Genomic DNA, 23,495 nt, shown 5'->3' on the forward strand with positions numbered 1-23,495 from the left:
AATGAAACGCATTACATTAATCATCCTATTATTGACCACGTGCCTGCTGTCGCCTTACGCACAGAAACCTGCCAAACGACAGAAGAACAAATCCGTGCAGCAAAAGATAGAAAAGAAGGCAACTAAAAAATCGACAAAAAGAAGCGGAAAGACTGCAAAAGCACAACCCAAATATGTTAGAACAAAGGAAATAAAGAGTCTGCAACAAAAAAATGCAGAGATTCTGAAAGAAATATCGAAGAACGAAAAAGAGCTAAAGGCCAAAGAGAAGGATGTCGCAGAACGCTTGCAGAAAATCATGACGCTCGACACAGAGATAGGACAACATCAGAAAACAATTGACACGATTGCCACCGACATAAAAGACCTTGACGGAAACATCGGCATACTGAAAGGACAGCTCAACTCTCTCGAAACACAACTGAACGAAAGACGCATGCGTTTCATCAGCTCCATGCGCCACATGGCGCGTCATCGCGGAATACAAGACAAGCTGATGTTCGTCTTCTCCGCCAAGAGTCTCACACAGATGTACCGCCGACTGCGCTTCATTCGCGAATATGCAGCCTATCAGCGCGCACAAGGTGAATTACTGAAAGCAAAGCAAGCACAAGTGGATCAGAAACAGCAACAACTCCAAACGGTTCGCTCCACCAAGAGCAATCTCCTGTATAAAGGTCGCCAAGAACATCAGAAGATGGAAAGCAAGAAACAGGAACAGCAAAACGTGGTTAATTCCTTGCAGAACGAACAAAAAGTGCTACAGAGCGTCATCGCCGACCGACAGAAAAAACAGCAAGCCATCTCAGCTCAAGTAGATAGACTGGTGGCAATAGAAATGGAGAAAGTCCGCCAAAGAGCGATTGCCGAGGCTAAAGCCAAAGCTGCGGCTCGAGCAGCCGCCGCCAAACGACGAGCAGCAGAGATGGCGCGCAGGAAAGCAGAGGCAGAACGTGCTGCACGAGAGAATGCTCGCAGAATAGCGGAAGCGAAAGCAAGGGAAGCTGCAGCAAAAGCGGAAGCAAGGGCAAAGGCTGAGGCAGCTGAGCGCGCACGCAAAGAAGCTGCAGCAAAAGCAGAAGAGGCTCGCCGGGCAACGGAAAGAGCTCGCCAACAGGCAGAAGCGGAAGCCTCTGCCAAAAAAGCACGAGAATTAAAAAGAGCACAAGAACGAGAAGCAGCAGCCAAACGCGAAGAAGAACGAATTGCGGCACAAGCGGCAGCAACTCAAGCACGTGCCACACAACAAGCTCGCGAGGCGGAAGCCTTGCGCGTTGCGGCAGAACGAAAAGCCAAAGCCGACAGAGAGAGAGCTGCTCGCGAACAGGCGGCGGCAGCGAAAGCAAACCGAGAAAGCAATACACTCATGTCATCTGCCGACCGGGCAATGACCGGAAGTTTTGAAAACAACAAGGGACGATTACCCATGCCCATGTCCGGCAGAATTATCACCCACTATGGCAACTACAACGTGAACGGACTCTCACACGTAAAGCTAAATAGCAGTGGCATCAACATCAAATCAGCAGCGGGCAGCCCCGTCAGAAGTGTCTTCAAAGGTGAAGTTAGTGCCATCTTCACAGGAGGAGGCATCACCGCTGTCATGGTGCGACATGGTGTTTACATTTCATCTTACTTCAACATGGGCAGTGTCAGCGTGAGAAAGGGACAAACCGTCGGAACAGGTCAGACATTGGGTACGGTAAATTCCGGTGGCGTTCTCCACTTTGAACTGCGAAGGGAAACCGCCAAGCTGAACCCCGAACAATGGCTGCGCTAATCAGAACGAAACTTCCTCATCGGAAAGGCTTGACATTAATAACGGAGGAACATTAATCGTTAACAATAAAACAAAAGTTCATCATCATGACACAAGAAGAAAAGACAAAGATAATCGAAAATATCGTAGAGGCATTGAAGACGGTTTACGACCCGGAAATCCCCGTAAACATTTACGACCTCGGAATGATTTACAAGATTGACCTTCAAGACGATGGAAAATTGGACATGGATATGACTTTCACTTCTCCCTCTTGTCCGGCTGCCGACTTCATCTTCGAAGATGTTCGCACCAAGGTAGAAGGAGTTTCAGGAGTAACTTCCACCAATATTAACCTCGTCTTCGAACCTATTTGGGATCAAAGTATGATGAGCGAGGAAGCAAGAGTGGAACTCGGTTTCGATTAATCTTTGCACCTTTTGCGAAAACAGCTACACTTAAATTCTTTAACCCTCATTCGTCATTCAAGTTATGAAAAATGTATATTTCCTATCAGACGCGCATCTTGGTTCGCTCGCGATAGACCATAAACGAACACAAGAGAGAAGGCTGGTGAACTTTCTTGACAGCATTAAGCACAAGGCCACAGCCATTTATCTGTTAGGCGACATGTTTGATTTCTGGAACGAGTACAGATATGTCGTACCCAAAGGTTTCACACGCTTTCTCGGAAAGTTGTCAGAGCTTACCGACATGGGAATAGAGGTGCATTATTTCATAGGAAATCACGACATCTGGACCTATGGGTATTTGGAAGAAGAGTGTGGCGTCATACTTCATCGCCGACCCATCACCACGGAAATCTACGACAAAGTGTTTTTCCTTGCTCATGGCGACGGATTGGGCGACCCCGACCCCAAATATCGTTTCTTGCGCAGCATTTTCCACAATCGTTTTTGTCAACGGCTGCTCAACTTCTTCCACCCATGGTGGGGCATGCAGTTAGGACTCAATTGGGCAAAAAAAAGCAGACTGAAGCGAGCCGATGGAAAAGAGGTGCCCTATCTGGGTGAAGAGAAAGAATATTTGGTGAGGTTCACCAAGGATTACATGAAGACACATGCCGATGTGGATTACTATATCTATGGTCATCGCCATATCGAACTCGATCTGACGCTTTCGCGCAAGGCACGTCTTTTCATTCTGGGCGACTGGATATGGCAGTTCACTTATGTGGTGTTCGACGGCGAGCACATCTTCCTTGAGGAATATGTAGAGGGCGAGAGCAAGCCATAGTCAGGATAGTCATGTTTTTTTACGCACATTCGTATAACATCAATCAGAAGGTGGGCTTGCGAAAGTCTCAGCGAGACTGCTTTTGTCTAAGTACGGTTCTTTATAAGTTTGTTGCTTACATAAATATAGTAGGCGATGATGAATGCTATGAAAAAATAAATAACCCAAGGAATTAAACTTATATATTGTGCGGAGCAGGCTGCAATATAAAGAATAACCAGTAAAACAATCGGAGTGATGACTTGAATGTAAGAGCTAAGAAGGTTAAAATTCTCATCACAATGTGCGAATTTTTTTATTCGAAGCATTTTAAATGGATTTTTCTTATAGTAATTTAGAACCACATAAAGAACAATAGAAATGATAGGTAGGAAAATAATAGCGTACCTGTCGCCATACTTTGTGACATTTCCTAAAAAATCCCAATGCAATATTATTTCATTAGAATCGCTGATAATTCTGTAAAGGGATAAGAAAAATGAAGCAAATATAATTGCTATTGAAAAAAATCTTGTTTTCATCTTACATATTGTTTTAACGGTTATAAATTATTATATGGTAAAGGTAAATCTTATTACAAATAATAACAAATTCTGGGGAGTATATTTATGATTGTTTAATATATAATCTTTGTAAATTCTTATAATTTAACTTGTATTATATAAAAGAAAATGTATTTGTTAAGGAATCGTACTCGCTCCTACTTACCTTAAATCCCAAATCAATCATTAAGAATTCACGGTGTTGTATGGCAGTGAGAAATTCTTTATCTTTTCCCGGTAGTGTCCTAATCACCATGAAATTATATTACAAAAAACAGGCTCGGAAAATGCTTCGCAATCTATTGATAATCAGAACAATATTAATTGCAATTTAAAAGATGAGCTTTTGCACTCCAATACATGACCTTTTACATTGCAAAAGCTAAGCTTTTACAGAGCGAAAGCTAAGCTTTTGATAGATGAATGAAGAAAAATTAGGACATTATTGAACTTTTCCCATATCTCCGGGAAGGGTTTTCGCGTTTTCAATATCCCCAAAAAATAAAGCATTTGCTTATCTTTTGTCTTGCTCGGAGTTGATTAGTGCATGACGAAACAGCGTTATGAAATTATATGCCATGACTACAAAGTTCGCACAAGTATCAGTTGTTCAGAAGTTGTCCAAGTCAAAGCCACCAATGGAAAAGTCATGCTTGGGTTAAGGACGTGGTAAAGTTTGTAAATTGCAGAATAACAGACACATATAATTGAATGTTCCTAATAGTGGTCATTAAAAAAAAGAATTAAAGTGGTTGCTGATGACCGATTTAGGCTTATTAACCGTTTTGAGCTTAAGATATAAAAAGGTTGGCAAGCGGATTACCATCGTAATCGTACTTGCCAACCTTTTTGATGTATGCAATAACCTTTTGGCTTATTTCTTGGCAGCCATTACAAGCTCCTGAGTGTCGCGAGCAATGACGATTTCCTCGTCGGTCGGGACAAGAAGCACCTTCACCTTGGAGTCGTCGGCTGAAATCACCTTTTCCACACCACGGCAGTTGTTCTTCTCAACATCCATCTTGATGCCCAAGAAATCAAGACCTTCCACTGCATCGGTGCGCAGACTGATTTGATTCTCGCCCACACCTGCCGTCCAAACAATCACATCCACGCCACCCATGGCAGCCGCATAAGCACCGATGTATTTCTTGATGCGATAGTTGTACATCTTCAGAGCCAAGATGGCACGTTCGTTGCCTGCGGCTTCGGCAGCCTCAATCTCACGCATGTCAGAACTGATGCCGGTGATACCGAGCACACCACTCTCCTTATTCAGGTAGTCTGCCATTTCCTGCGGTGTCTTTCCGAGCTTCTCCATCATGTAAGTTACGGCTGAAGCATCAATGTCGCCGGAGCGAGAACCCATCATCAGACCTGCCAAAGGAGTCAGACCCATGGAGGTGTCAATAACTTTGCCGTCTTTGATGGCAGCCATGGAAGCACCATTGCCGATGTGGCAAGTGATGATTTTCTGACTTTTGTAATCCACACCGAGAATTTCGCAAGCGCGTTGAGAAACATAGCGATGGCTGGTTCCGTGGAAACCGTAGCGACGCACGTGATATTTCTCGTACATTTCATAAGGCACGGCGTACAAATACGCATAGTTCGGCATGGTGCTGTGGAAAGCATTGTCGAAGACCGTTACCTGTGGGGTGTTCGGCATTAAAGCATCAACGGCACGCAAGCCACGCAAGTGTCCGGCGTTATGAACCGGTGCGAGGTCGATAAGGCTTTCTATGCCCTTTTCCACCTCTTTTGTCACGATGCAACTCTTCTCGAAGAGGTCGCCACCCTGCACAATGCGATGGCCCACTGCATCAATTTCGTCCAAGCTCTTTATGGCTCCTATCTCCGAATCCAGCAACACCTTAAAGACCAAAGCCACTCCTTCCTTATGGGTTGGGAGGTCGGCCATGATTTGTTTTTTCTCGCCGTTGTTGAGTTTCACCTTGATGAAAGCCTCATCGAGCCCGATGCGCTCAACGCCACCCTGAGCCAACACTGACTCATCTGTCATATCGTACAACTTGTACTTAATGGAACTGCTACCGCAGTTTAACACTAATATCTTCATTTGTTTTCGTTTTATTTTAAGTCATGGGAAAATTATCTTTCGCCAATCAGAGCAACACTTTCAATCGCCCAATCGCAAAAGATTTCCACTTCGTCATTATTCCTAATCGTGAAGATCACGGCTTAAGCCTTCTTAGCATTCTGTGCCTGACAAGCAGTGATGGCTACCATGTAATAGATATCATCGACAGAGCAACCACGCGAGAGGTCGTTCACCGGACGGGCAATACCCTGAAGAATAGGACCAATGGCAGTGGCACCACCCAGACGCTGAACCAGCTTGTAGCCAATGTTACCCACCTCAAGATTGGGGACAACCAAGACATTGGCTTTTCCTGCCACATTCGAGCCTTTTGCTTTCTTGGCTGCCGTAGTGGGATCGAGAGCGGCATCAGCCTGCAATTCGCCGTCCACATTTAATGTGGGGAATTGTTCCTTCGCTATTTGCGTGGCTTCGATTACCTTATCGATAATGTAAACGCTCTTGCCCGTTTCTTTATCTTTGGCATCCTTGGCAGATCCTTTGGTGGAGAAGCTCAACATAGCCACGTTGGGAACCTCAATGCCGGCAACGCTCTTCGCAGTTTCGGCAGTGGTAAACGCTATCTGTGCGAGCTGCTCTGCGGTTGGGTTGGGTGTTACGGCAACATCGCCCATGACAACGATACCGTTATCGCCATATTGCTTCTCGTTGGTTATCAGCAACATGGCACCGCTCACACAAGTAATGCCCGGAGCACACTTGATAATCTGCAATGCGGGACGCAGCGTATCGCCTGTCGTGGAGAGAGCACCGGAGATTTGTCCGTCTGCCCCTTCTGTCTTGATAATCATACATCCCAAATAGAGATTGTTCTTCGTTACCAAATCGCGAGCCTGCTCAATGGTCATGCCTTTCTTCTTGCGAAGTTCCGCCAACTTCTCGGCATACTCCTCGGTCTTGGGGTTGTTCATCGGGTCGATGATGGTAGCCTTGTCGATGTTTTTCAATCCCCATCCGGCAGCAAGTTTCTTGATGTTTTCTGGGTTTCCAATGAGAATAAGTTCTGCAATGTCGTCGGCTAATACTTTGTCAGCGGCTTTCAGGGTTCTCTCTTCCTCAGCTTCGGGAAGCACGATACGTTGTTTGTTCGCCTTCGCGCGCGCAATAATCTGCTCTAATAAGTCCATAGTTTTATCTTAAAGTTTTATCATAAATGTCCATTTTGCGATGCAAAGATAGCAAATTAGCCCTATAACGCCAAACTTACCCTTACTTTTTTACACCTTATTAATAGTAGAGAGTTGGTTGTTTCAAAAAAAAGAGGTAATTTTGTATGAATTACAATAGAAAGCACCAAATGATTAAATTTCAAGATATTAAAACTACCGATCGCGAACTGATACAGAGCTACACAATAAGAGGTGAGCGACAGAATTGCGACTTGAGCTTTGTAAACATCATATCGTGGAGATTTCTCTACAACACGGAAGTGGCAGAGGTTGATGATTTCCTGATTTTCAGATTCTATTCCGGCAGACACCTTGCTTATATGGCTCCGCTTTGGAAGGGGGAATGGAACGAGACAAAGCAGGAAGCATTCACGGAGATGGTGAATAGGATGCGCCAAAACTCCATCGCTTCCGGGCATCCGTTTCTCATGTTGGGCGTTTGTGGGAATATGGTCGATATCATTGAGAAAGCGTTCCCCGACACATTTATCATCAAGCCCGACCGCGATCACGCGGATTACATCTATACCAGAGAGAAACTTGCGAACCTCGCAGGAAAGAAACTGCAATCAAAACGCAACCATTGCAATAAGTTCCGAAAACTATACCCAAACTATGAATATAGTCCGCTCACAAAGGAGATGATACCGGAGTGCTTGGAGCTGCAGAAAGAATGGCGCATCATTTCTAAACATGAGGAAAACGGAGAGAACGATTACACCGATGAACTGCGTTCCATGACGCGAGTGTTCGAGTTATGGGATGAATTGGACGTGCTCGGGGGTGCTATCAGAGTGGACGGAAAACTCATCGCATTCACTTTCGGAGGACCAATCAATCATAACACTTTTGATGTCTGCGTGGAAAAAGCGAATGCCAACTATGAAGGGGCTTTTTCCATCATCAATCAAGAGTTCGTACGACATCTTCCGGAGCAATACACCTTTATCAATCGGGAAGAAGACTTGGGCATTGAGGGACTTCGCCGGGCAAAACTCTCATATAAACCCGACGTACTATTGGAGAAATGCACGGTCATGGAGAAACGACCTTTGGCACAATTTGGTGAACAAGATGAGATAACGAAAGCTACCGCTAACCTTTGGCGCGACACTTTTCATGACCGAGAGGAGTTCATCCGCCTTTATTTCTCTCGGGTGTTCCGACCGGAATACAACGTGGTGAGCCAACTTGACAACAAAATCGTGGCAGCACTGCAAACCCTTCCTTATCAACTTAAATTCCATAATACACAGGTATCCATCAGCTACATCAGTGGAGTGAGCGTGGATAAAAATTACAGAAAGCAAGGCATCGGAGGCAATCTGATGAGTCAGGCGCATTTCCGGATTTACCAGCAAGATTTCATGTTTGCCACCCTCATCCCTGCAGAAGACTGGCTATACGATTGGTACGAACGATGCGGATACACTCATAACATCGTTTGCACGCCACCACCAACATCCATAGATGAAATGTCGTTTGAGGAGTTCGACCAATGGCAAAGAAAGAAAACATGCGTGATATTGCACGACAAGGAGGGATTCGACATCATCCAAGAAGACCGCCGGCTTGCCACACCGGATGAACTGACAGCCCAACACGACCGCAAAAACATTCTCGGCATGATAAGGGTGATCAACGCCGAGAAGGCATTCGCGCTCTACGCAAAAAGGCATCCGGAAGAGGAACGCAATTATCGGGTGTACAACGATTCCGACATTCCCATGAACAACATGTACTTCAAGGTGAAGAAAGGACGAGTAACACACACCAACCGACCTCTTCCCTGCCCCACGGCACTGACAATAAACGAATTGGCAGATTTAATTTTAGGCGATGAAGGTTTGGAAATGAACCTTATGTTGAACTAAAAAGAAGAACACGGAGGAATGGAAAGGGGATTTATCGCGCCATTTCAGTAGTGAGAATGCTTTCCAACTGTTCTGCCGTCAGTCGCAATTGGAAGTCTCCCTTAATGGCAACAGAGATGCGCCCGGTCTCTTCCGACACCACAATTGCCACAGCATCGGAGTTCTGCGAGATACCCAGAGCAGCACGGTGGCGAAGTCCTAATTCCTTCGGGATGTCCTGACTATGGCTCACAGGCAGGATACAACCTGCTGCCTTGATGCGCTTCTTCGAGATAACCATAGCACCATCGTGCAACGGTGAGTTCTTAAAAAAGATATTTTCTATCAGCCGCTGGTTTATGCGTGCATCGATGGTGTCTCCGGTCTCAACAATGTCCTGAAGGCTCACTCCACGTTCCAATACAATCAACGCGCCTACCTTGCCACGCCCCATACTCATGCACGCCATGACAATGGGTAGGATGGCCTCACGATCCACGCTGTCTTTCTTTCTGTCGCCTAAAAACAATTTCAAGAGGTTTTTCACTCTTTGATGTGCGCCAAGGTTGTAAAGGAAATGACGAATCTCTTCCTGAAAAAGCACGATAAGTCCGATAACACCAACGGAGACGAGCTTATCCATGATACTACCCAAGAGACGCATTTCCAACACCTGACTTACAATTAGCCATAGGACAACAAACACCATGATGCCAACAAAGACGTTGAGCGACCGGGACTCTTTCATCACACGATAGAGATAGTAGAGCATGAGCGCCACCAATACAATATCAATGATATCTTTTATGCCAAACTCAAAAAACATAGACTAAGTTTCTTTCGCTCTCAGCGGTGAAGACAGCTGTCGTTTCGGAGAGCATATGATCTTTTTTTAATTATTCTTCGCAGAAGTGGGTTTCCACTTAATCAATCCACTGCTTTGTCATGGAGGGGTCATGCCTCCACAGCAACAAAATCCGACAGGAGGGTTCGCTACGAGCGTATCATGGTTTCATATATCTTTACTGCTTCCACCGCCTGCCTTACATCGTGAACGCGGAGGATGGCAGCACCTTTCATCAGCGCGATGGTATTCAACACCGTGGTTCCGTTCAGACTCTCTTGTGGAGTGATGCCTAAAAGTTGATGAATCATGCGTTTCCGACTGATGCCTACGAGGATGGGAAGTTCCATGACAAGCAGTTTCTCCATTTCGTTCATCAAGGTAAGGTTGCCCGCAACGGGTTCTTTTCCAAAGCCAAAGCCGGGATCGAGAATGATGTCTTTTTGCCCAAACGAGCGCAACTCTTGGACTTCACGCGACAAATCGACAAGCATATCGTGCAGGCTTGCTGCCTTCGACATGAGTATATAGGGAACACCCAATCCGGCTACCGTGCGAAACATATCCCGGTCGGAGCCTTCTTCCACGTCGTTGATGATATCCACGCCGTATTCTTCCACTGCACGACGAGCAACCGAAGCACGAAAGGTATCAACGGAAATCACCGCATCAGGATAAACTTCGCGAACGATGGGCAGTGCCATTTCCAAGCGTTTCATTTCCTCTTCTTCGCCTGCCGGATTGCCACCGGGACGTGTGGAGCAAGCTCCCACATCAATAATCTTCGCTCCCTCATCAACAATTTGCTTCACACGGTTGCGAATGGCATCCGCGGTCTGCATGCGGCTGTTGGCATAAAAAGAATCGGGCGTAACGTTCAGTATTCCCATCACGCACGGACGGCTCAAGTCCATCAAACGTCCCTTTACGTTGATGGTGTAGCTCGCCGGCTTATTCTGTAGTGTAAAAGTTTCTTCGTTCATATCCGCAAAGTTAGCTCAATTCCTTTAGAAATCAAAATAAAGCGTCTGTTTTTCATCATTTTTCAGCTTATTCCTTCATGGAGTGGCAGTCTATTTCTTCAATCTTATGAGCGCACCAAGGTCGTGGAATGGAACAAGCGTGGGAGTTTCCCCACCAACTGTAGGTTTTTCCCTACTCTGATTTAGGAATTTCTCCATGTGTGGAATGGTTTTCTTTGCTTAATTTTGCGACAAGAACAAAGAGGGGAGTCAAAGCATGATTAGGCACTCGAAGAATTGTTGAACATCACAGACCGATGAGGCGGCATGCGAATTGGAAATCTCGCCAAGGGAGCATCGAAGAGTGTACAGAAGTCTGTTCGGGCTATCCCTGTAGAATGAACAAGTATGATGATATTTATGTCTATCCGTGGCAGGTTAAGAGAAGAGGCATTGGGACACAGGTATGAAAGATGACACAACTGCGGATTGAGAAAATAAAATAAGGTAAAAGATTGCAGAAAGGATAACGCCACTTGTAACTCAATATATGCGTTTCGTCATATCAAAGGGCGATAACGACAATAGGACTACACCACACAATCGGTATAGTCCTATTTCTTTTTTATTAAGACAGAGCTCGCGTCTCTATCCTAAGTGTGTTTATGCTCCGTGGAAAAGATATTCCGCCTGAATATCCTTGGTAAGCTGCGTGAAGAGCTTCTCCTGCAAACAGTCGGCAAGCTCGAGAGCTCTGGTGAGTATGCGATCGGAGAATTCCTGCAACATATCATTTGCACGAAGTGGCTGCGACTTGTAAATGCGCAGATACTCTTCTTCCATCTCACGCTGACGGCGGTCGGTTTCCTCTTCAAACTTCAGGTAAGCCTCCTTAATCATCGGAGCATATTTATTATAGTTCACCATTCCGAGTGTCATCACCTTACGGAATTTCCAATAAGCCGACTCGGAATCTGCCTCGTCCTTTCCTTTTGTATAGGCTTCGGGATAAGAAGTGATGCCTTGATACAAAGGAAGGAACAAGCCGAGATCAGCCATACCCATTGCCACATAGCCTACACAGCCGATGGCTTTTGGAAGTTCAGGACGAACCTGAAGAATATGGGTTTGTGTGGTGCGGAAGATGGACACCGGACGATAAGGCTCTTTGGGATTGCTGTGGAGATAAGGGTCGTGTTCCGTATTGTCATAGTGGAAACGGAAAGCATGCCGAAGAGCGGTGATGCTGATGGGTTTCTCTGCCGTGGCAAACACGGGAAAAGTATTCTTCGTTACATCATTCTTGATGGCGGGCGAGAACATCTTCTGCAATCCCCAAACACGCGGATAGTTATATGTGGTATCGAGTTCCTCGTCGCGAGCATAAGCTTCATGGAAATCGAACGTGCCTTTCTTGGGATCGTATAGCCCATTCTTCTCGGCAAACTCGATGAGGTCGGCTGAAGCAAGGAAATTCTCTTTGTCAGTCGGGTCGTAAACGCGGAATCGACTCTGATTTCCGGTAACGAAGTACTCTTCTTTCGGCATCTTGCAAGCCAACCAACGATGACCGCAGGCGGTTTCCAAATACCAAATTTCCTTGTTGTCAACAAATCCGATGCCGAAGCCTTCGGCTATTCCGTGTTTTTCTATCAACATTCCCAAGCGTTCCACGCCTTCGCGAGCGGTTTTCACGTAAGGAAGAACAACATTGAAAACGGCATTTTCTGCCAAGCCCGTCTCAACGAGCGGATCGAACTTCAACACGGCATCGCTGCTGAAAATGCTTTCAGTGGCACTCATGCCCACACCGGCACTATTGAATCCGGCACTACCCCAATGGTTGGGAAGACAGAACGGAGCAAGAGCACTATAGCCCAGCATCTCCGCCGGAAGCTCGCAACGGAAAGGACTATCCTTTGCCACAAACTCGCGAGGACCATTCTTCGTATCTTCGTATAGTTCGTAATTCTTTGCCTCCATGGCATCCCAGTCTTCCGAACGGGCTACTATCATCGAGCCATCGCTCGTCATGTCTTTGCCAACGATAATCGTTGTACATTCTGATGGGAGCTTACCCATCGTTTCTTCTGTTCTTTTCATAAGCATTGTCATCAATGATTTTGATATGACAAATGTAAGAAAAATATTTGAGAAAGGAAAACAAAAATGAAGAAAAATGTGTACGTTTAGTTTTGAACATCTACTATCCATCAATGGCTCGTTAGCCCAAGCTTCACCCTCCCCTTATTTCTTCCAAGCCCCTTGCCATCGTTGTTTCAGCATTTTGATTATGGACTTCCGGTTCTACAATTTTTTATTTTCCTGAATGGTTCATGTTTCAAGTTTAATTTATCATATATTTCCACTGCCGGCTTGGAAGGCCTGCTGCATTGCCCGGATTGTATTCACGATATGACACCTTTAATCGATAATAAAGAACCATATCTCCCACGACCGGGTTAAATCTTTTTACCCTTTTGGCAAGACAAGAAAGAAAATGGACGACATTTGCACTCTATTGGTGCGATGGAACCTTGCAAATTGGGATGGAATGACGGCAAGGATGCGCATTGGTTTCCGGTTGAAAATCGATGAATTTTCAAGGCTATGAATATCACTGATAATCAATGGTTTACGAATGCCATTTTAAAAGCTTACCTTTTGCGTTGTAAAAGCTAAGCTTTTGCATCCTAAAAGCTTAGCTTTTGAAAAGCGAAAGCTAAGCTTTCGCAATGCAAGACCTGTACGATTGCATTTCTATCATCATGTTTTGCATCTTTCTTGTATGTTTTTCCGGCGGGATTTCATGCTCTTTTTGCGCAAAACAGCTCCTTATTTTTCCATTCGATTTAGAGAGACATCATCCCGAACACAACCAAAAAAGGGTGCTTTCGCGAAGAAAGCACCCTTATTGTTGAGTTTGTATTGATTTGAGTTGTTATTTCACTTCCCAAATATCGTTGGTTTCGAGCAGTTCCATGAAGTTGTGATAAGGCTTTTTGCCTTTCACTTCCTCAATCTGCGCATTGACAGCCTCATCGTATGTAGGAGCCTCCACATCGCGGATAACGCCCAATGCAATGGGGAAACCGTGCTCGTTGTCCATCATGGCAAGTTTCAGTTGCAAGGTGTCATCGACACAATGTGCATCGTGCACAAGGATGTCCTCGAGTTTAACACCATTCTCTCCGATTTTCACCACTTTCAATCCAAAACCTTCTTGAACGAGTCCGAACTCATTGTTTTCGCCGAACACCAATGGTTCGCCATGACGCACATAGATGGCATTCTTCTTGCGTCCCTCTTTGTTATAAACGTTGGAGTGGCAGCCATCATTGAAGATGACGCAGTTTTGAAGAATCTCGCATACGGCAGCTCCCTTGTGATTGTTGGCAGCTTTGAGAATGTCGATAGTCTCTTGTGAGTCGGTTGCGACGCTGCGCGCGAAGAATTTTCCACGTGCGCCGAAGCAAAGCTCGGCAGGGCGGAATGGATCTTCCACCGAACCGTATGGCGTTGATTTCGATACGAATCCACGCGGACTTGTTGGTGAGTATTGACCTTTCGTCAGACCGTAGATACGGTTGTTCAAAAGAATCATGTTCAGATTAACATTCCTGCGCATGGCATGTATGAAGTGGTTTCCTCCGATAGCCAAACCATCGCCATCGCCTGATATTTGCCAAACGTTAAGGTCGGGATTGACTATTTTCACACCGGTGGCAATGGATGCCGCACGTCCGTGTATGGTTTGCATGGCATAGGTGTTTACATAATAAGGTAAACGACTCGAGCAACCGATACCTGATATGACGGCTGTTTGATATGGCGGAATGCCAATCTCTGCCATTGCTTTCTGGAAGCTGACTAAAAAGAAGTGGTCGCCACACCCGGGACACCATCTGGGTTGTCCTTTCTTAAAATCTTTATCTGTATATTCGCTCATTTTGATTTTTCCTTTTTATTGTAAGATTCGTGAATAGAACGTGCCACCTTCATCCTTTGGTGCAGGGAGGGTAATGATGCGCTCGAAGTCCTTTACGAGTTCTTGAACGACGAACGGTTGTCCCTTGACTTGGTTGTATTGGTAAGGCGCGAAGTGGTTGATACGGATGCGCAGCAGGGCAGCCAACTGTCCGAGGTTTTGCTCCGCCACTACCACCTTTTTATATTTACCCAGTATCTCGGCTGTATTGGCAGGCAGTGGGTTGATATACTTGAATTGTGCCAAAGCAACTTTGTTGCCTCTTGAGCGCAATTCCTGCATGGCGGTGTATAAGTGTCCATATGTACTTCCAAATCCCACGATGAGCAAGTCGGCATCATCAGCATCGCCCTGAACTTGCAGGTCGGGTACCGGTATGCGAGCCACTTTCTCAAATCTCAGCGTGTCCATCTTATGATGGTTCTCCGGTTCGGTTGAGATGGCGCCGGTCTTTCCGTCTTTCTCCAATCCGCCGAGGATGTGCGTGTAGCCTTCCATGCCAGGGATGGCCCAATAGCGCACATTGCTGTATTCATCGCGTTTGTATGGACGGTATGAGTAGCGTTGTGCCTCGGTTGTGTAATGCGGTCTGATTTCCGGGAGGTCAACTATGTCGGGTAATTTCCATGCCGATGAGCCGTTGGCAATGAAAGCATCGGTGAGGAGTACCACCGGGGTCATGTGCTCGAGTGCCATCTTGCATGCAGCGAATGCCGCATCGAAACAGTCGGTCGGGCTGGTGGCAGCAATGACCGGCATCGGGCTTTCGCCGTTTCTGCCGTAGAGCACTTGCAAAAGGTCGGTTTGTTCCGACTTAGTGGGGAGTCCTGTTGATGGACCACCACGCTGAACATCTACAATAACGAGGGGCAACTCATCAATGACGGCAAGGTTCATAGCCTCGCTCTTCAGGCAAATGCCCGGTCCCGACGTAGAGGTTACCGCGAGAGCTCCGGCGAAAGCTGCACCAATGGAAGATGCGGCTGCCGAGATTTCGTCCTCGCTCTGCATGGTGATTACTCCGAGCGATTTGTGCTTGGACAGCTCATGGAGAATATCCGATGCGGGGGTGATGGGATAAGAACCCAAATAAAGTTTCAAACCGGCTTTTTCGGCTGCCGCCATCAGTCCGTATGCGGTGGCTTTGTTACCGGTGATGTCCATGTATCTGCCGGGTTGCTTCTGTTTGGTTTCTATGCGATAGGTGTTGGGTACTGACGCGTGGATGTTGTGTCCATAGTCGTAGCCGGCTTGTACCACCTTGATGTTCGCTTCGGCAATTGCCGGTTTCTTCTTGAACTTATCGTTCAGGAAATTGCTTACCAACTCCAAATCGCGATTGAACAGCCAGCATACTAATCCCAATGCAAACATGTTGCGGCACTTCAGGATGGATTTGTTGTCCATGCCTGTATCGGCAAGACAATCTTTAACCATCTTCGTGATAGGACAGGCTACTACGCGGTCAGGGTCTATCCCCATCTCGTCCAAATAGTCGTCGGTTGAAAACTCTGCCTTTCTCAAGTCGCGCGGACCGAAAGAGTCTGTGTCGATAATGATAGTTCCTTGTGGCTTGCAGTTCTTGTATTGCGTTTTTAAAGCGGCTGCATTCATAGCTACGAGAACATCGCATTTGTCGCCCGGGGTGTACACTTTTCCTGCGCCGATGTGCACTCTGTATCCGCTTACACCCGTCAGCGAGCCTTGCGGAGCGCGAATGTCGGCCGGGTAGTCCGGGAATGTTGAGATTCCGTTTCCTACGGTCGCCGAGACGTTGGAAAAGATGTTACCCGCAAGTTGCATTCCGTCTCCGGAGTCTCCGGAAAAAAGGACAACAACGTGCTCGAGTTCTTTTACTTCAAGTTGTTCTTCCATAAGATTAATTTGTTTATGTTAGTTTCGTTCCGCAAAATTGCAAAGAATAATTGAGAAAACAAAATCTTTTGGAATAAAAAACTTATCTTTTCCGAAAACATAAAAATAAAAGCTCTGTAAGGGAGAGGAATAGTAATTGAAAACGATTCCAATCTCTTTACAAAGCTTTGTATTGGCTATGTGTGATTTGCGGTATCTTTATTCTGCAGAGAAGATATTATTCCGCATTTTTATTAGTTTATCAATCCGTTGAATCCGAGAGTGATAACAGAGCTTTTGTTCAATATTTGAACGATGAACCTCCCAAGAACTCACGCAAAAGCGATGTGGGAGGAAGAGTCTTATAGGGTAAGGTGGAGAAGTAACGCAGGAATTTGCGTAAGCGGTAAGCCTCCGCATACTCCTCACAGTTCTCCGGGACTTGTTCCAACACTTCTTCGGCTTGATTCTTTATCACTGCGAGTTCAAAGAGCATGGCACTGTTAAACATGACATCAGCATTCTCTTGGTAAGGGAATATCCATTTGTTTTCGCCCGCTCGCACACTGGGCCATCGGCGAATGGTATCCTTGGCGGAACAACCACGATATTTGTGATCGCGAACGATGCGGCGCAGCAGACGATTGTCGGTCGTTGGGATGTAGTTGTGGTCGTCAAGGAGGATAGTCGTCAATGCGGAAGCGTAGATCTTGAACTTTTTGTCGTCAGAGATTTGTTCCGTGAGCTTAGGATTCAAGGCGTGAATGCCTTCCACCAGCAGGATGTTATTCTCGTTCAGGCTCAGTTTCTTTCCGCTCTGCTCGCTCTTTCCTGTTTGGAAATTATACTTTGGCAGCTCTACTTCCTCGCCATCGAACAATGCCGAGAATTGTTTGTTAATCAAAGGGAGGTTCAAAGCATAGAGACTTTCGTAATCTAACTCTCCTTTTTCATCTTTGGGCGTGTTCTTGCGGTCTATGAAATAATCATCAAGCGAAACTTGTACGGGCTTGATACCACAGGTTAGCAGCTGAACGGAGAGTCGTTTACAGAATGTTGTCTTTCCACTCGATGAAGGACCGGCGATCAATACCACTTTCACGCCTTTTCGTTGGGATATTGTTTCGGCGATTTGAGCTATCTTCTTTTCTTGTAATGCTTCGCTCACGTTGATAATCTCGTTGGAATAACCTTGCTTTACCACTTCGTTGAAGTCGCCAACGGTACTCACTCCGAGAATTTTCTGCCAGTTGTGATGTTCCTTGAACACTTCGAACATCTTGTCCTGACAAATGAGTTCGCCCAATTTGGACGGATCTTCCAATGAGGGAATGCGCAATAAAATCCCATCGTAGTATTTAACGATACCAAAAAGCTTGATTTGCGATGTGTTGGTCAGCATGGATCCATAGTAGTAATCTTTATAATCGTCTAATTTATAATAGGTGGTATAAAGCGAACCGCTATGTTTCAATAATTTCACTTTAGCCTCATCGCCCAGTTTCTCAAACATTTCCAGAGCTGCTTCCGTGGTGGTTTCGTAGCGAAGAATGGGAATACCTGCATCAATGATTTGCTGAACGCGCTCTCTTATCTTCTTTACGTCTTCTTCTTCCACCGGATGTCCCAGCTTTAGATTGCAGTAATATCCGTTAGAAACAGGGATGTCGATTACCACTTCGCTGCCGGGGTACAGATCATGAACCGCCTTACACAGCACCATGAAAAGCGAACGCGTATAGGTTCGTCTGCCGGAAGCTGTGTATAAATCAAGAAATTCAATGTCTTTGTTGTGATACAAGCGGAAATGCATGCCTTCCACCTTGTTATTTACCCTTGCGCTGACCGGTCCGAAGTCCATTTTCAGATTTAAAGCATGAAAAACTTCAGAAAGTGTACTCCCGATGGGGACTTCTAAAGTTTTTTTATTATTTTTGCAACGGATTTGTAATACTTGTTTCATACTTATGACATGCATTTTGTTTGATGGCTTAAAGGTAGCAAATTTTCAACACACTGCAAAGAAAAATCGCGTAATAATACATTAAATCATGACTACGAGTGATTATTTAACTATTTTTTTTAAGATTATCGGTTCATTGGCTCTTCTCATTTATGGTATGAAAATAATGAGCGAAGCACTTCAAAAAATGGCAGGTTCGCAGTTGCGACATATCTTAGGCGCAATGACCACCAACCGCTTTACGGGAATGCTGACCGGAACATTCATCACCTGTGCCGTGCAATCCTCCTCTGCCACTACGGTTATGACCGTTTCGTTTGTCAATGCCGGACTTCTCACGCTTGCTCAGGCCATCTCTGTCATTATGGGTGCCAACATCGGAACCACGCTGACTGCATGGATCATGTCGTTAGGCTATGCTGTGGACTTAACAAGTTTTGTCTTTCCTTCTTTCCTTGTGGGCATTGTCCTTATTTATACGCGCAAGATGCGTTATGTTGGCGACTTTCTTTTCGGTTTGTCGTTTATGTTTTTCAGTTTAGTGCTGCTCAGTGATGGTGGCAAGGATTTACAGTTGGAGAGTAATCCGGCAATCATTGAGTTTTTCAAGTCGTTCGACGTAAACAGCTACACCACTATTCTGAGTTTCCTTGCCATCGGAACGGTTATCACTTGTCTTGTTCAATCCTCGGCAGCCGTGATGGCGATTACCATTCTCATGTGCTCAACGGGTGTTTTGCCCATTTATCTTGGTATCGCGCTTGTGATGGGCGAGAACATCGGCACCACGATTACTGCCAATTTAGCAGCACTTGGTGCCAATACGCAAGCCCGACGTGCAGCTTTGGCTCACCTTATGTTCAATATTATCGGTGTTGTTTGGGTGTTGTGTCTGTTCTATCCGTTTGTGAACATGGTCTGCGGCATCGTTGGGTTCAATCCCGATATCCATGCACTTGAGCAACAAGATGTGGTGCATTTGCTTCCGGTAGTCTTGGCTGCTTTCCACACCTGCTTCAATGTGATTAACACCACGCTTCTCATTTGGTTTATTCCTCAATTGGAGCGATTAGTTTGTATGCTTGTCAAGCCTCGCAAGAGCGAAACGGAAGAAGATTTCCGTCTTCGTTTCATTCAGGCAGGCATTATGAAGACCCCAGAGTTGTCGGTGCTTGAGGCAAGCAAGGAAATTCATTCGTTTGCAGAGCGTTTGCAGCGAATGTTTGGAATGGTTCGCGAGCTACTTGGTATCGAGGATGATGCGGAGTTCTCAAGACTTTATGCCCGAATAGAGAAGTATGAAGTTATTTCCGACAATATGGAAATTGAGATAGCGAAATATCTTGATGAAATTTCAAATGCCCATCTCAGTGATGAGACGAAAGAGAAGGTGCGTTCCATGCTTCGCGAAATATCCGAATTGGAAAGTATTGGTGATGCTTGTTACAACATTGCGCGCACGGAAAATCGCCGTGTCAAGGGTAAAGAGAAGTTCTCGGAAGAGCAATATAACAGGATATTCCAAATGTTTGAGCTGACCGATGAGGCACTTACGCAGATGAACCGCATTTTAGTGGGACACAAACACGAGAACGATATCCATCATTCGTTCAATATCGAGAATGAGATCAATAATTATCGCGACCAGCTTAGTTCACAGAACATTAACGATGTGAACAATCATAAATACACCTATGCCATTGGAACGATGTACATGGACATTATTCAAGAGTGTGAAAAGCTTGGCGATTATGTTGTCAATGTGGTAGAGGCGCGCATGGGCATTCGTCAGCAGGAAGCGTAAAATGCTGTTTTCGGCGCGTTATGTTTCGGCATTACAGGTAGAAAATGGCTTCGTTGCCCTCGTTAAAAAGCAGATCGAGAATGCTTAGATTGGGCTGAAAGCCGATTTTCCGTCCGTACACTTGGTAATAAGGTTTCGGAATGAACTCAGAATCGCTTGCCGGATGTTTCGGGCGGATTGCTTCTCTGAAGTCTGCCACATCAGTGTTTGCGCCGGTTTCGTCTGTCCGGACGTATTCATCGGTGCAACTAATTTTTGGGCGCACATCGAGCAATTCACACATGGTGTACATGATTTCAGTGTTGAAATCAAACAGATAATCCCATTTTCGTTCAAAAAATGGGCGAATGTCATCCTGATAAAACTCAAAGAACGGGCTTTCGCCGTAGGCTGAGAGTAAGGCGTTCCAATGGCGGTGTCGCCAATTGTCATGGTCGCTGATGCGCACATCTTTTATTTCGCATTTGCGATTGTCGAACTTCTCCACCGGTATTGATAGTGTTTGCAACCCATTTGTTGTTGCAATCACGCACCGATTTCTGTAAGTTTGTTTGATGAAGTTTTCGTATCGTTCTATCCTGCACTCGTATCGATTGAGCTTCTGATACCACTGCACCGGTCCGAAATACGTGGAAGACAAAAGACACGTTCTTCCTTCTGTCCCTGTTTCCAATCCTTTTTATTTAATGTTGTCCACCCAAGTGAACAATCTGTTCCACCGAATTCCACCCAATCCCTTGCGGTCGGGGTCGCTCGACCACCATATAAACAGTGGTTTGCCCACGATGTGGTCTTCCGGAACAAATCCCCAATAGCGGCTGTCAGCCGAATTGTGGCGGTTGTCGCCCTGCATCCAATAATAATCCAGTTTGAAAGTGTAACTCTTGGCTTTCTTTCCGTTGATGAAGATATTGTTTCCACTCACCTTCAAGTCGTTTTGCTCATACACTTTGATGCACCGTTCGTATATGGGCAGATTGTCGAGTGTCAGCGCAATGCTTTCCCCTTTCTTCGGAATCCAAATCGGACCGTAGTTGTCGCGCGTCCATCCTCGGAAACTATTCAGCGGATACATTGACCCGGCATAGAGGTCTTTGTCGGTAACCGGTCGGATGGCAGTTGCCACGCCACGACTTTTCAGTTGTGCTGCTGCGTATTTGGTGAGAGGCATGTATCCGTCGTATTGAAGTACCTTGTTGTTAAGGATGAAACCACGATCTACGTCAAATCCGTGCAGACTGCTCAGGCTCTGAACGTCCTCCGCGCTGATGCCCAATTCTTTGCGTAGTTCATCATAACGCTCTCCGAGAAGGTCGGCAGCCGTTATGTGATTGAGTTTTACGAAATAAGTGTATTGCACTTTGTCGGGCTCTTTGTCGGGTTTTCCGTCAAGATAAACGATTTTGTTCTTGATTTGCAAGGTCTGCCCCGGAAGTCCCACACATCGTTTCACGTAGTTCTCCCTTCTGTCTGTGGGACGCGCGTCCAGCACACCGAATATTCCGGAGTTGCCTATGATGTAGTTGCGTCCCAAGATATAAGCTTTGTTGAAGAAGTCGCGCTGCTGCGCTGCATTCATGTTTGCCAATCGGATGTTTGGGTTTTGCTGATAGAGCAGGTTTGTTCCCGTTTCGTAGGCAAACTTGTAGTAATCTTGTGCCTGATAGGCAATGTCGCTCATAATGGTATCGCCGGCGGGATAGTTGAACACCACGATGTCGTTCAGTTCCACTTTGCCCAAGCCCTTCACGCGTCGATAGTCCCAGTGTGGCCATTCTATGTAGCTCTTCATGTTGAAGAAGGGCATGGTGTGCTGTGTCAGCGGCATGGTCAGTGGGGTTTGCGGGATGCGTGGTCCGTAGCTCACTTTCGAAACGAACAAGTAATCGCCTGTCAGCAGTGATTTCTCGAGCGATGAGGAAGGGATGACGTAATTTTGGAAGAAGAACAGATTAATAAAATAAACTGCCACGAGGGCGAAAACGATGGCATCCACCCAACTCATGATGAATCTCGTTACTCCTTCGGAGTCCTTCCACCATTGCCATCTTATTTTCTTCGTGATATATACGTCGTAGATGAATGGCAGTACAAGGAGTCCCCACCAGCTTTCCACCCAAAACAGGAAGAGCAGATAGAGCACGATTACTATGATACACTTCGCCCACTGTTTTCTGGGGTCGAGCTTTGCTTTTTCTTTATCAATCATGTGTTTTTGTTTTTTAGGCGGTTTCGCCTTGTTCGTTCTGTTGCTTAAAACTTAAACAGGTCGCTTGTTGTCAGCAATCCTTCGTGGTCTTTGGTATATTCCGCCGCCAACACGGCTCCCAGCGCGAACCCTTCGCGACTGTGTGCATCGTGAGTGATGGTGATTTTATCGGCTTCGGAGTTGTAACTGATGCTGTGAATGCCCGGCACCTCATCGCGTCGTATCGAGGCGATGGGCAGTTCTTCGGCGGCAACGTTGTTGCTTCCGCTTTCCGAGCCATCGGCATGGTGTTGCAATCCTTTTACCCATTTCTCCTTTCTGTCCATGTTCTCGAGAATGTCCTCTGCCAATGTGATGGCAGTCCCTGAGGGCGCATCAAGTTTGTGCACGTGATGCGTTTCTTCCATTTCCACGTTGTATTGTGGAAATCCATTCATGATTTTTGCCAAATAGCGATTTATGGCGGCAAAGATGGCTACTCCCACCGAGAAGTTGCTTGCCCAAAAGAGCGTTTTGCCCCCTTCCGTGCATAGTTTTTCAACGTCTGCCTTGTGGTCTTGCATCCAGCCGGTGGAGCCGCTCACCACTTTCACGTTTTTTTCGAATGCCTTCAGATAGTTGGCGTAAGCCGTTGCAGGCGTAGTGAACTCTATGGCTACATCGGCAGTGGCAAAAGCGGGTGAATCGAAGTCGGCTTGATTATCAACATCTATTCTGCAAACGACTTCATGACCGCGTTTCATAGCGATTTGCTCCACCATGTGCCCCATCTTGCCATAACCAATCAATGCTATTCTCATAATCCAATTTGTTTTATCATCCTGCAAAGTTAGTGGAATTCAGAGATAACACAAAATATATTCATTAATTTTAATTCTTTCCTTTGTTCAATCTTCAAGATTTGTTATATTGTCGAACTTTGAAATATCTTTACATCACGCTCAAAACCTTGCGCTTATTTGCAAACTCAAGACAAGTTGATTGAAAATAAGCGAATGGCGGGGATTTTCCTAAGTGGTTGTTTTTCAGCGAGTTCTGATTTTTCTCGTATGGGTTGAACCGAAATTTGCTCCGAAAGCCATGCTTTTCTTCAGGTAAAAGCTAAGCTTTTGCGAGTTGAAAGCTTAGGTTTCACATTCCAATGGTTGAGCTTTTGAAAAGTAAAGGTA

The 23,495-nt window shown here is 45.8% G+C and carries 16 protein-coding genes; 5 read left to right on the forward strand and 11 right to left on the reverse strand.

From position 1 onward, the window contains the following. The first annotated feature begins 1 nt into the window (after window position 1). From ETF27_RS06900 to ETF27_RS06910, 3 genes are all read left to right on the forward strand, one after another. The gene (locus ETF27_RS06900; RefSeq protein WP_147785623.1) at window positions 2-1,780 is read left to right on the forward strand and encodes a peptidoglycan DD-metalloendopeptidase family protein; all 1,779 of its coding nucleotides are present in this window, start codon (window positions 2-4) and stop codon (window positions 1,778-1,780) included. Window positions 1,781-1,866: 86 nt separating this feature from the next. Next, window positions 1,867-2,187: a metal-sulfur cluster assembly factor gene (locus ETF27_RS06905; RefSeq protein WP_130830497.1), complete on the forward strand. Its 321-nt coding sequence runs from the start codon at window positions 1,867-1,869 to the stop codon at window positions 2,185-2,187. A 64-nt stretch (window positions 2,188-2,251) separates the two neighbouring features. Beyond that, window positions 2,252-3,016, forward strand: a complete 765-nt coding sequence (locus tag ETF27_RS06910) for a UDP-2,3-diacylglucosamine diphosphatase (RefSeq protein ID WP_130830498.1) — start codon at window positions 2,252-2,254, stop codon at window positions 3,014-3,016. A 1,416-nt stretch (window positions 3,017-4,432) separates the two neighbouring features. Here ETF27_RS06910 and ETF27_RS06915 read toward each other — a convergent pair. Together ETF27_RS06915 and pta are read right to left on the reverse strand one after the other, a co-directional pair. Beyond that, a complete protein-coding gene (locus tag ETF27_RS06915; RefSeq protein ID WP_147785624.1) occupies window positions 4,433-5,638 on the reverse strand; it encodes an acetate/propionate family kinase in 1,206 nt (401 codons plus the stop codon). Window positions 5,639-5,760: 122 nt separating this feature from the next. Continuing rightward, entirely contained in the window at window positions 5,761-6,807 is a 1,047-nt protein-coding gene (pta, locus tag ETF27_RS06920; protein ID WP_130830499.1) for a phosphate acetyltransferase, read from the reverse strand. Window positions 6,808-6,977: 170 nt separating this feature from the next. Here pta and ETF27_RS06925 point away from each other — a divergent pair, with 170 nt between their 5' ends. After that, complete coding sequence (locus ETF27_RS06925; protein ID WP_147785625.1) at window positions 6,978-8,723, forward strand: GNAT family N-acetyltransferase; 1,746 nt, start codon at window positions 6,978-6,980, stop codon at window positions 8,721-8,723. Window positions 8,724-8,754: 31 nt separating this feature from the next. On the opposite strand, the gene cdaA is transcribed toward ETF27_RS06925, so the two are convergent. From cdaA to ETF27_RS06955, 6 genes are all read right to left on the reverse strand, one after another. Next, window positions 8,755-9,528, reverse strand: a complete 774-nt coding sequence (gene cdaA, locus ETF27_RS06930) for a diadenylate cyclase CdaA (protein WP_130830501.1) — start codon at window positions 9,526-9,528, stop codon at window positions 8,755-8,757. Window positions 9,529-9,695: 167 nt separating this feature from the next. Next, window positions 9,696-10,529, reverse strand: a complete 834-nt coding sequence (gene folP, locus ETF27_RS06935) for a dihydropteroate synthase (protein ID WP_130830502.1) — start codon at window positions 10,527-10,529, stop codon at window positions 9,696-9,698. A gap of 642 nt (window positions 10,530-11,171) precedes the next feature. Beyond that, complete coding sequence (locus tag ETF27_RS06940; protein WP_130830503.1) at window positions 11,172-12,611, reverse strand: C69 family dipeptidase; 1,440 nt, start codon at window positions 12,609-12,611, stop codon at window positions 11,172-11,174. Between the two features lie 838 nt (window positions 12,612-13,449). After that, entirely contained in the window at window positions 13,450-14,457 is a 1,008-nt protein-coding gene (locus ETF27_RS06945) for a 2-oxoacid:ferredoxin oxidoreductase subunit beta (RefSeq protein ID WP_130830504.1), read from the reverse strand. A gap of 15 nt (window positions 14,458-14,472) precedes the next feature. Then, entirely contained in the window at window positions 14,473-16,371 is a 1,899-nt protein-coding gene (locus ETF27_RS06950) for a 2-oxoacid:acceptor oxidoreductase subunit alpha (protein ID WP_130830505.1), read from the reverse strand. A 280-nt stretch (window positions 16,372-16,651) separates the two neighbouring features. Continuing rightward, entirely contained in the window at window positions 16,652-18,313 is a 1,662-nt protein-coding gene (locus ETF27_RS06955) for a nucleoside kinase (RefSeq protein ID WP_130830506.1), read from the reverse strand. A gap of 88 nt (window positions 18,314-18,401) precedes the next feature. Here ETF27_RS06955 and ETF27_RS06960 point away from each other — a divergent pair, with 88 nt between their 5' ends. Next, window positions 18,402-20,117 carry a Na/Pi cotransporter family protein gene (locus tag ETF27_RS06960; RefSeq protein WP_130830507.1) on the forward strand — a complete coding sequence of 572 codons (1,716 nt, stop codon included), beginning with the start codon at window positions 18,402-18,404 and terminating at the stop codon, window positions 20,115-20,117. Window positions 20,118-20,148: 31 nt separating this feature from the next. Here ETF27_RS06960 and ETF27_RS06965 read toward each other — a convergent pair whose 3' ends face one another. From ETF27_RS06965 to dapB, 3 genes are read right to left on the reverse strand one after another with little or no spacing between them, the layout of a single operon-like run. Further along, entirely contained in the window at window positions 20,149-20,790 is a 642-nt protein-coding gene (locus ETF27_RS06965) for a WbqC family protein (protein ID WP_147785626.1), read from the reverse strand. A gap of 6 nt (window positions 20,791-20,796) precedes the next feature. Next, entirely contained in the window at window positions 20,797-22,326 is a 1,530-nt protein-coding gene (locus tag ETF27_RS06970; protein WP_147785627.1) for a S26 family signal peptidase, read from the reverse strand. 44 nt (window positions 22,327-22,370) lie between these two features. Continuing rightward, window positions 22,371-23,126 (reverse strand): 4-hydroxy-tetrahydrodipicolinate reductase, encoded by a 756-nt coding sequence (gene dapB, locus ETF27_RS06975; RefSeq protein ID WP_130830510.1) that lies wholly within the window; start codon window positions 23,124-23,126, stop codon window positions 22,371-22,373. Between the last annotated feature and the right edge of the window lie 369 nt (window positions 23,127-23,495).

Source organism: Prevotella brunnea, from assembly GCF_008016795.1.
GTDB classification, from domain to species: Bacteria; Bacteroidota; Bacteroidia; order Bacteroidales; family Bacteroidaceae; genus Prevotella; species Prevotella brunnea.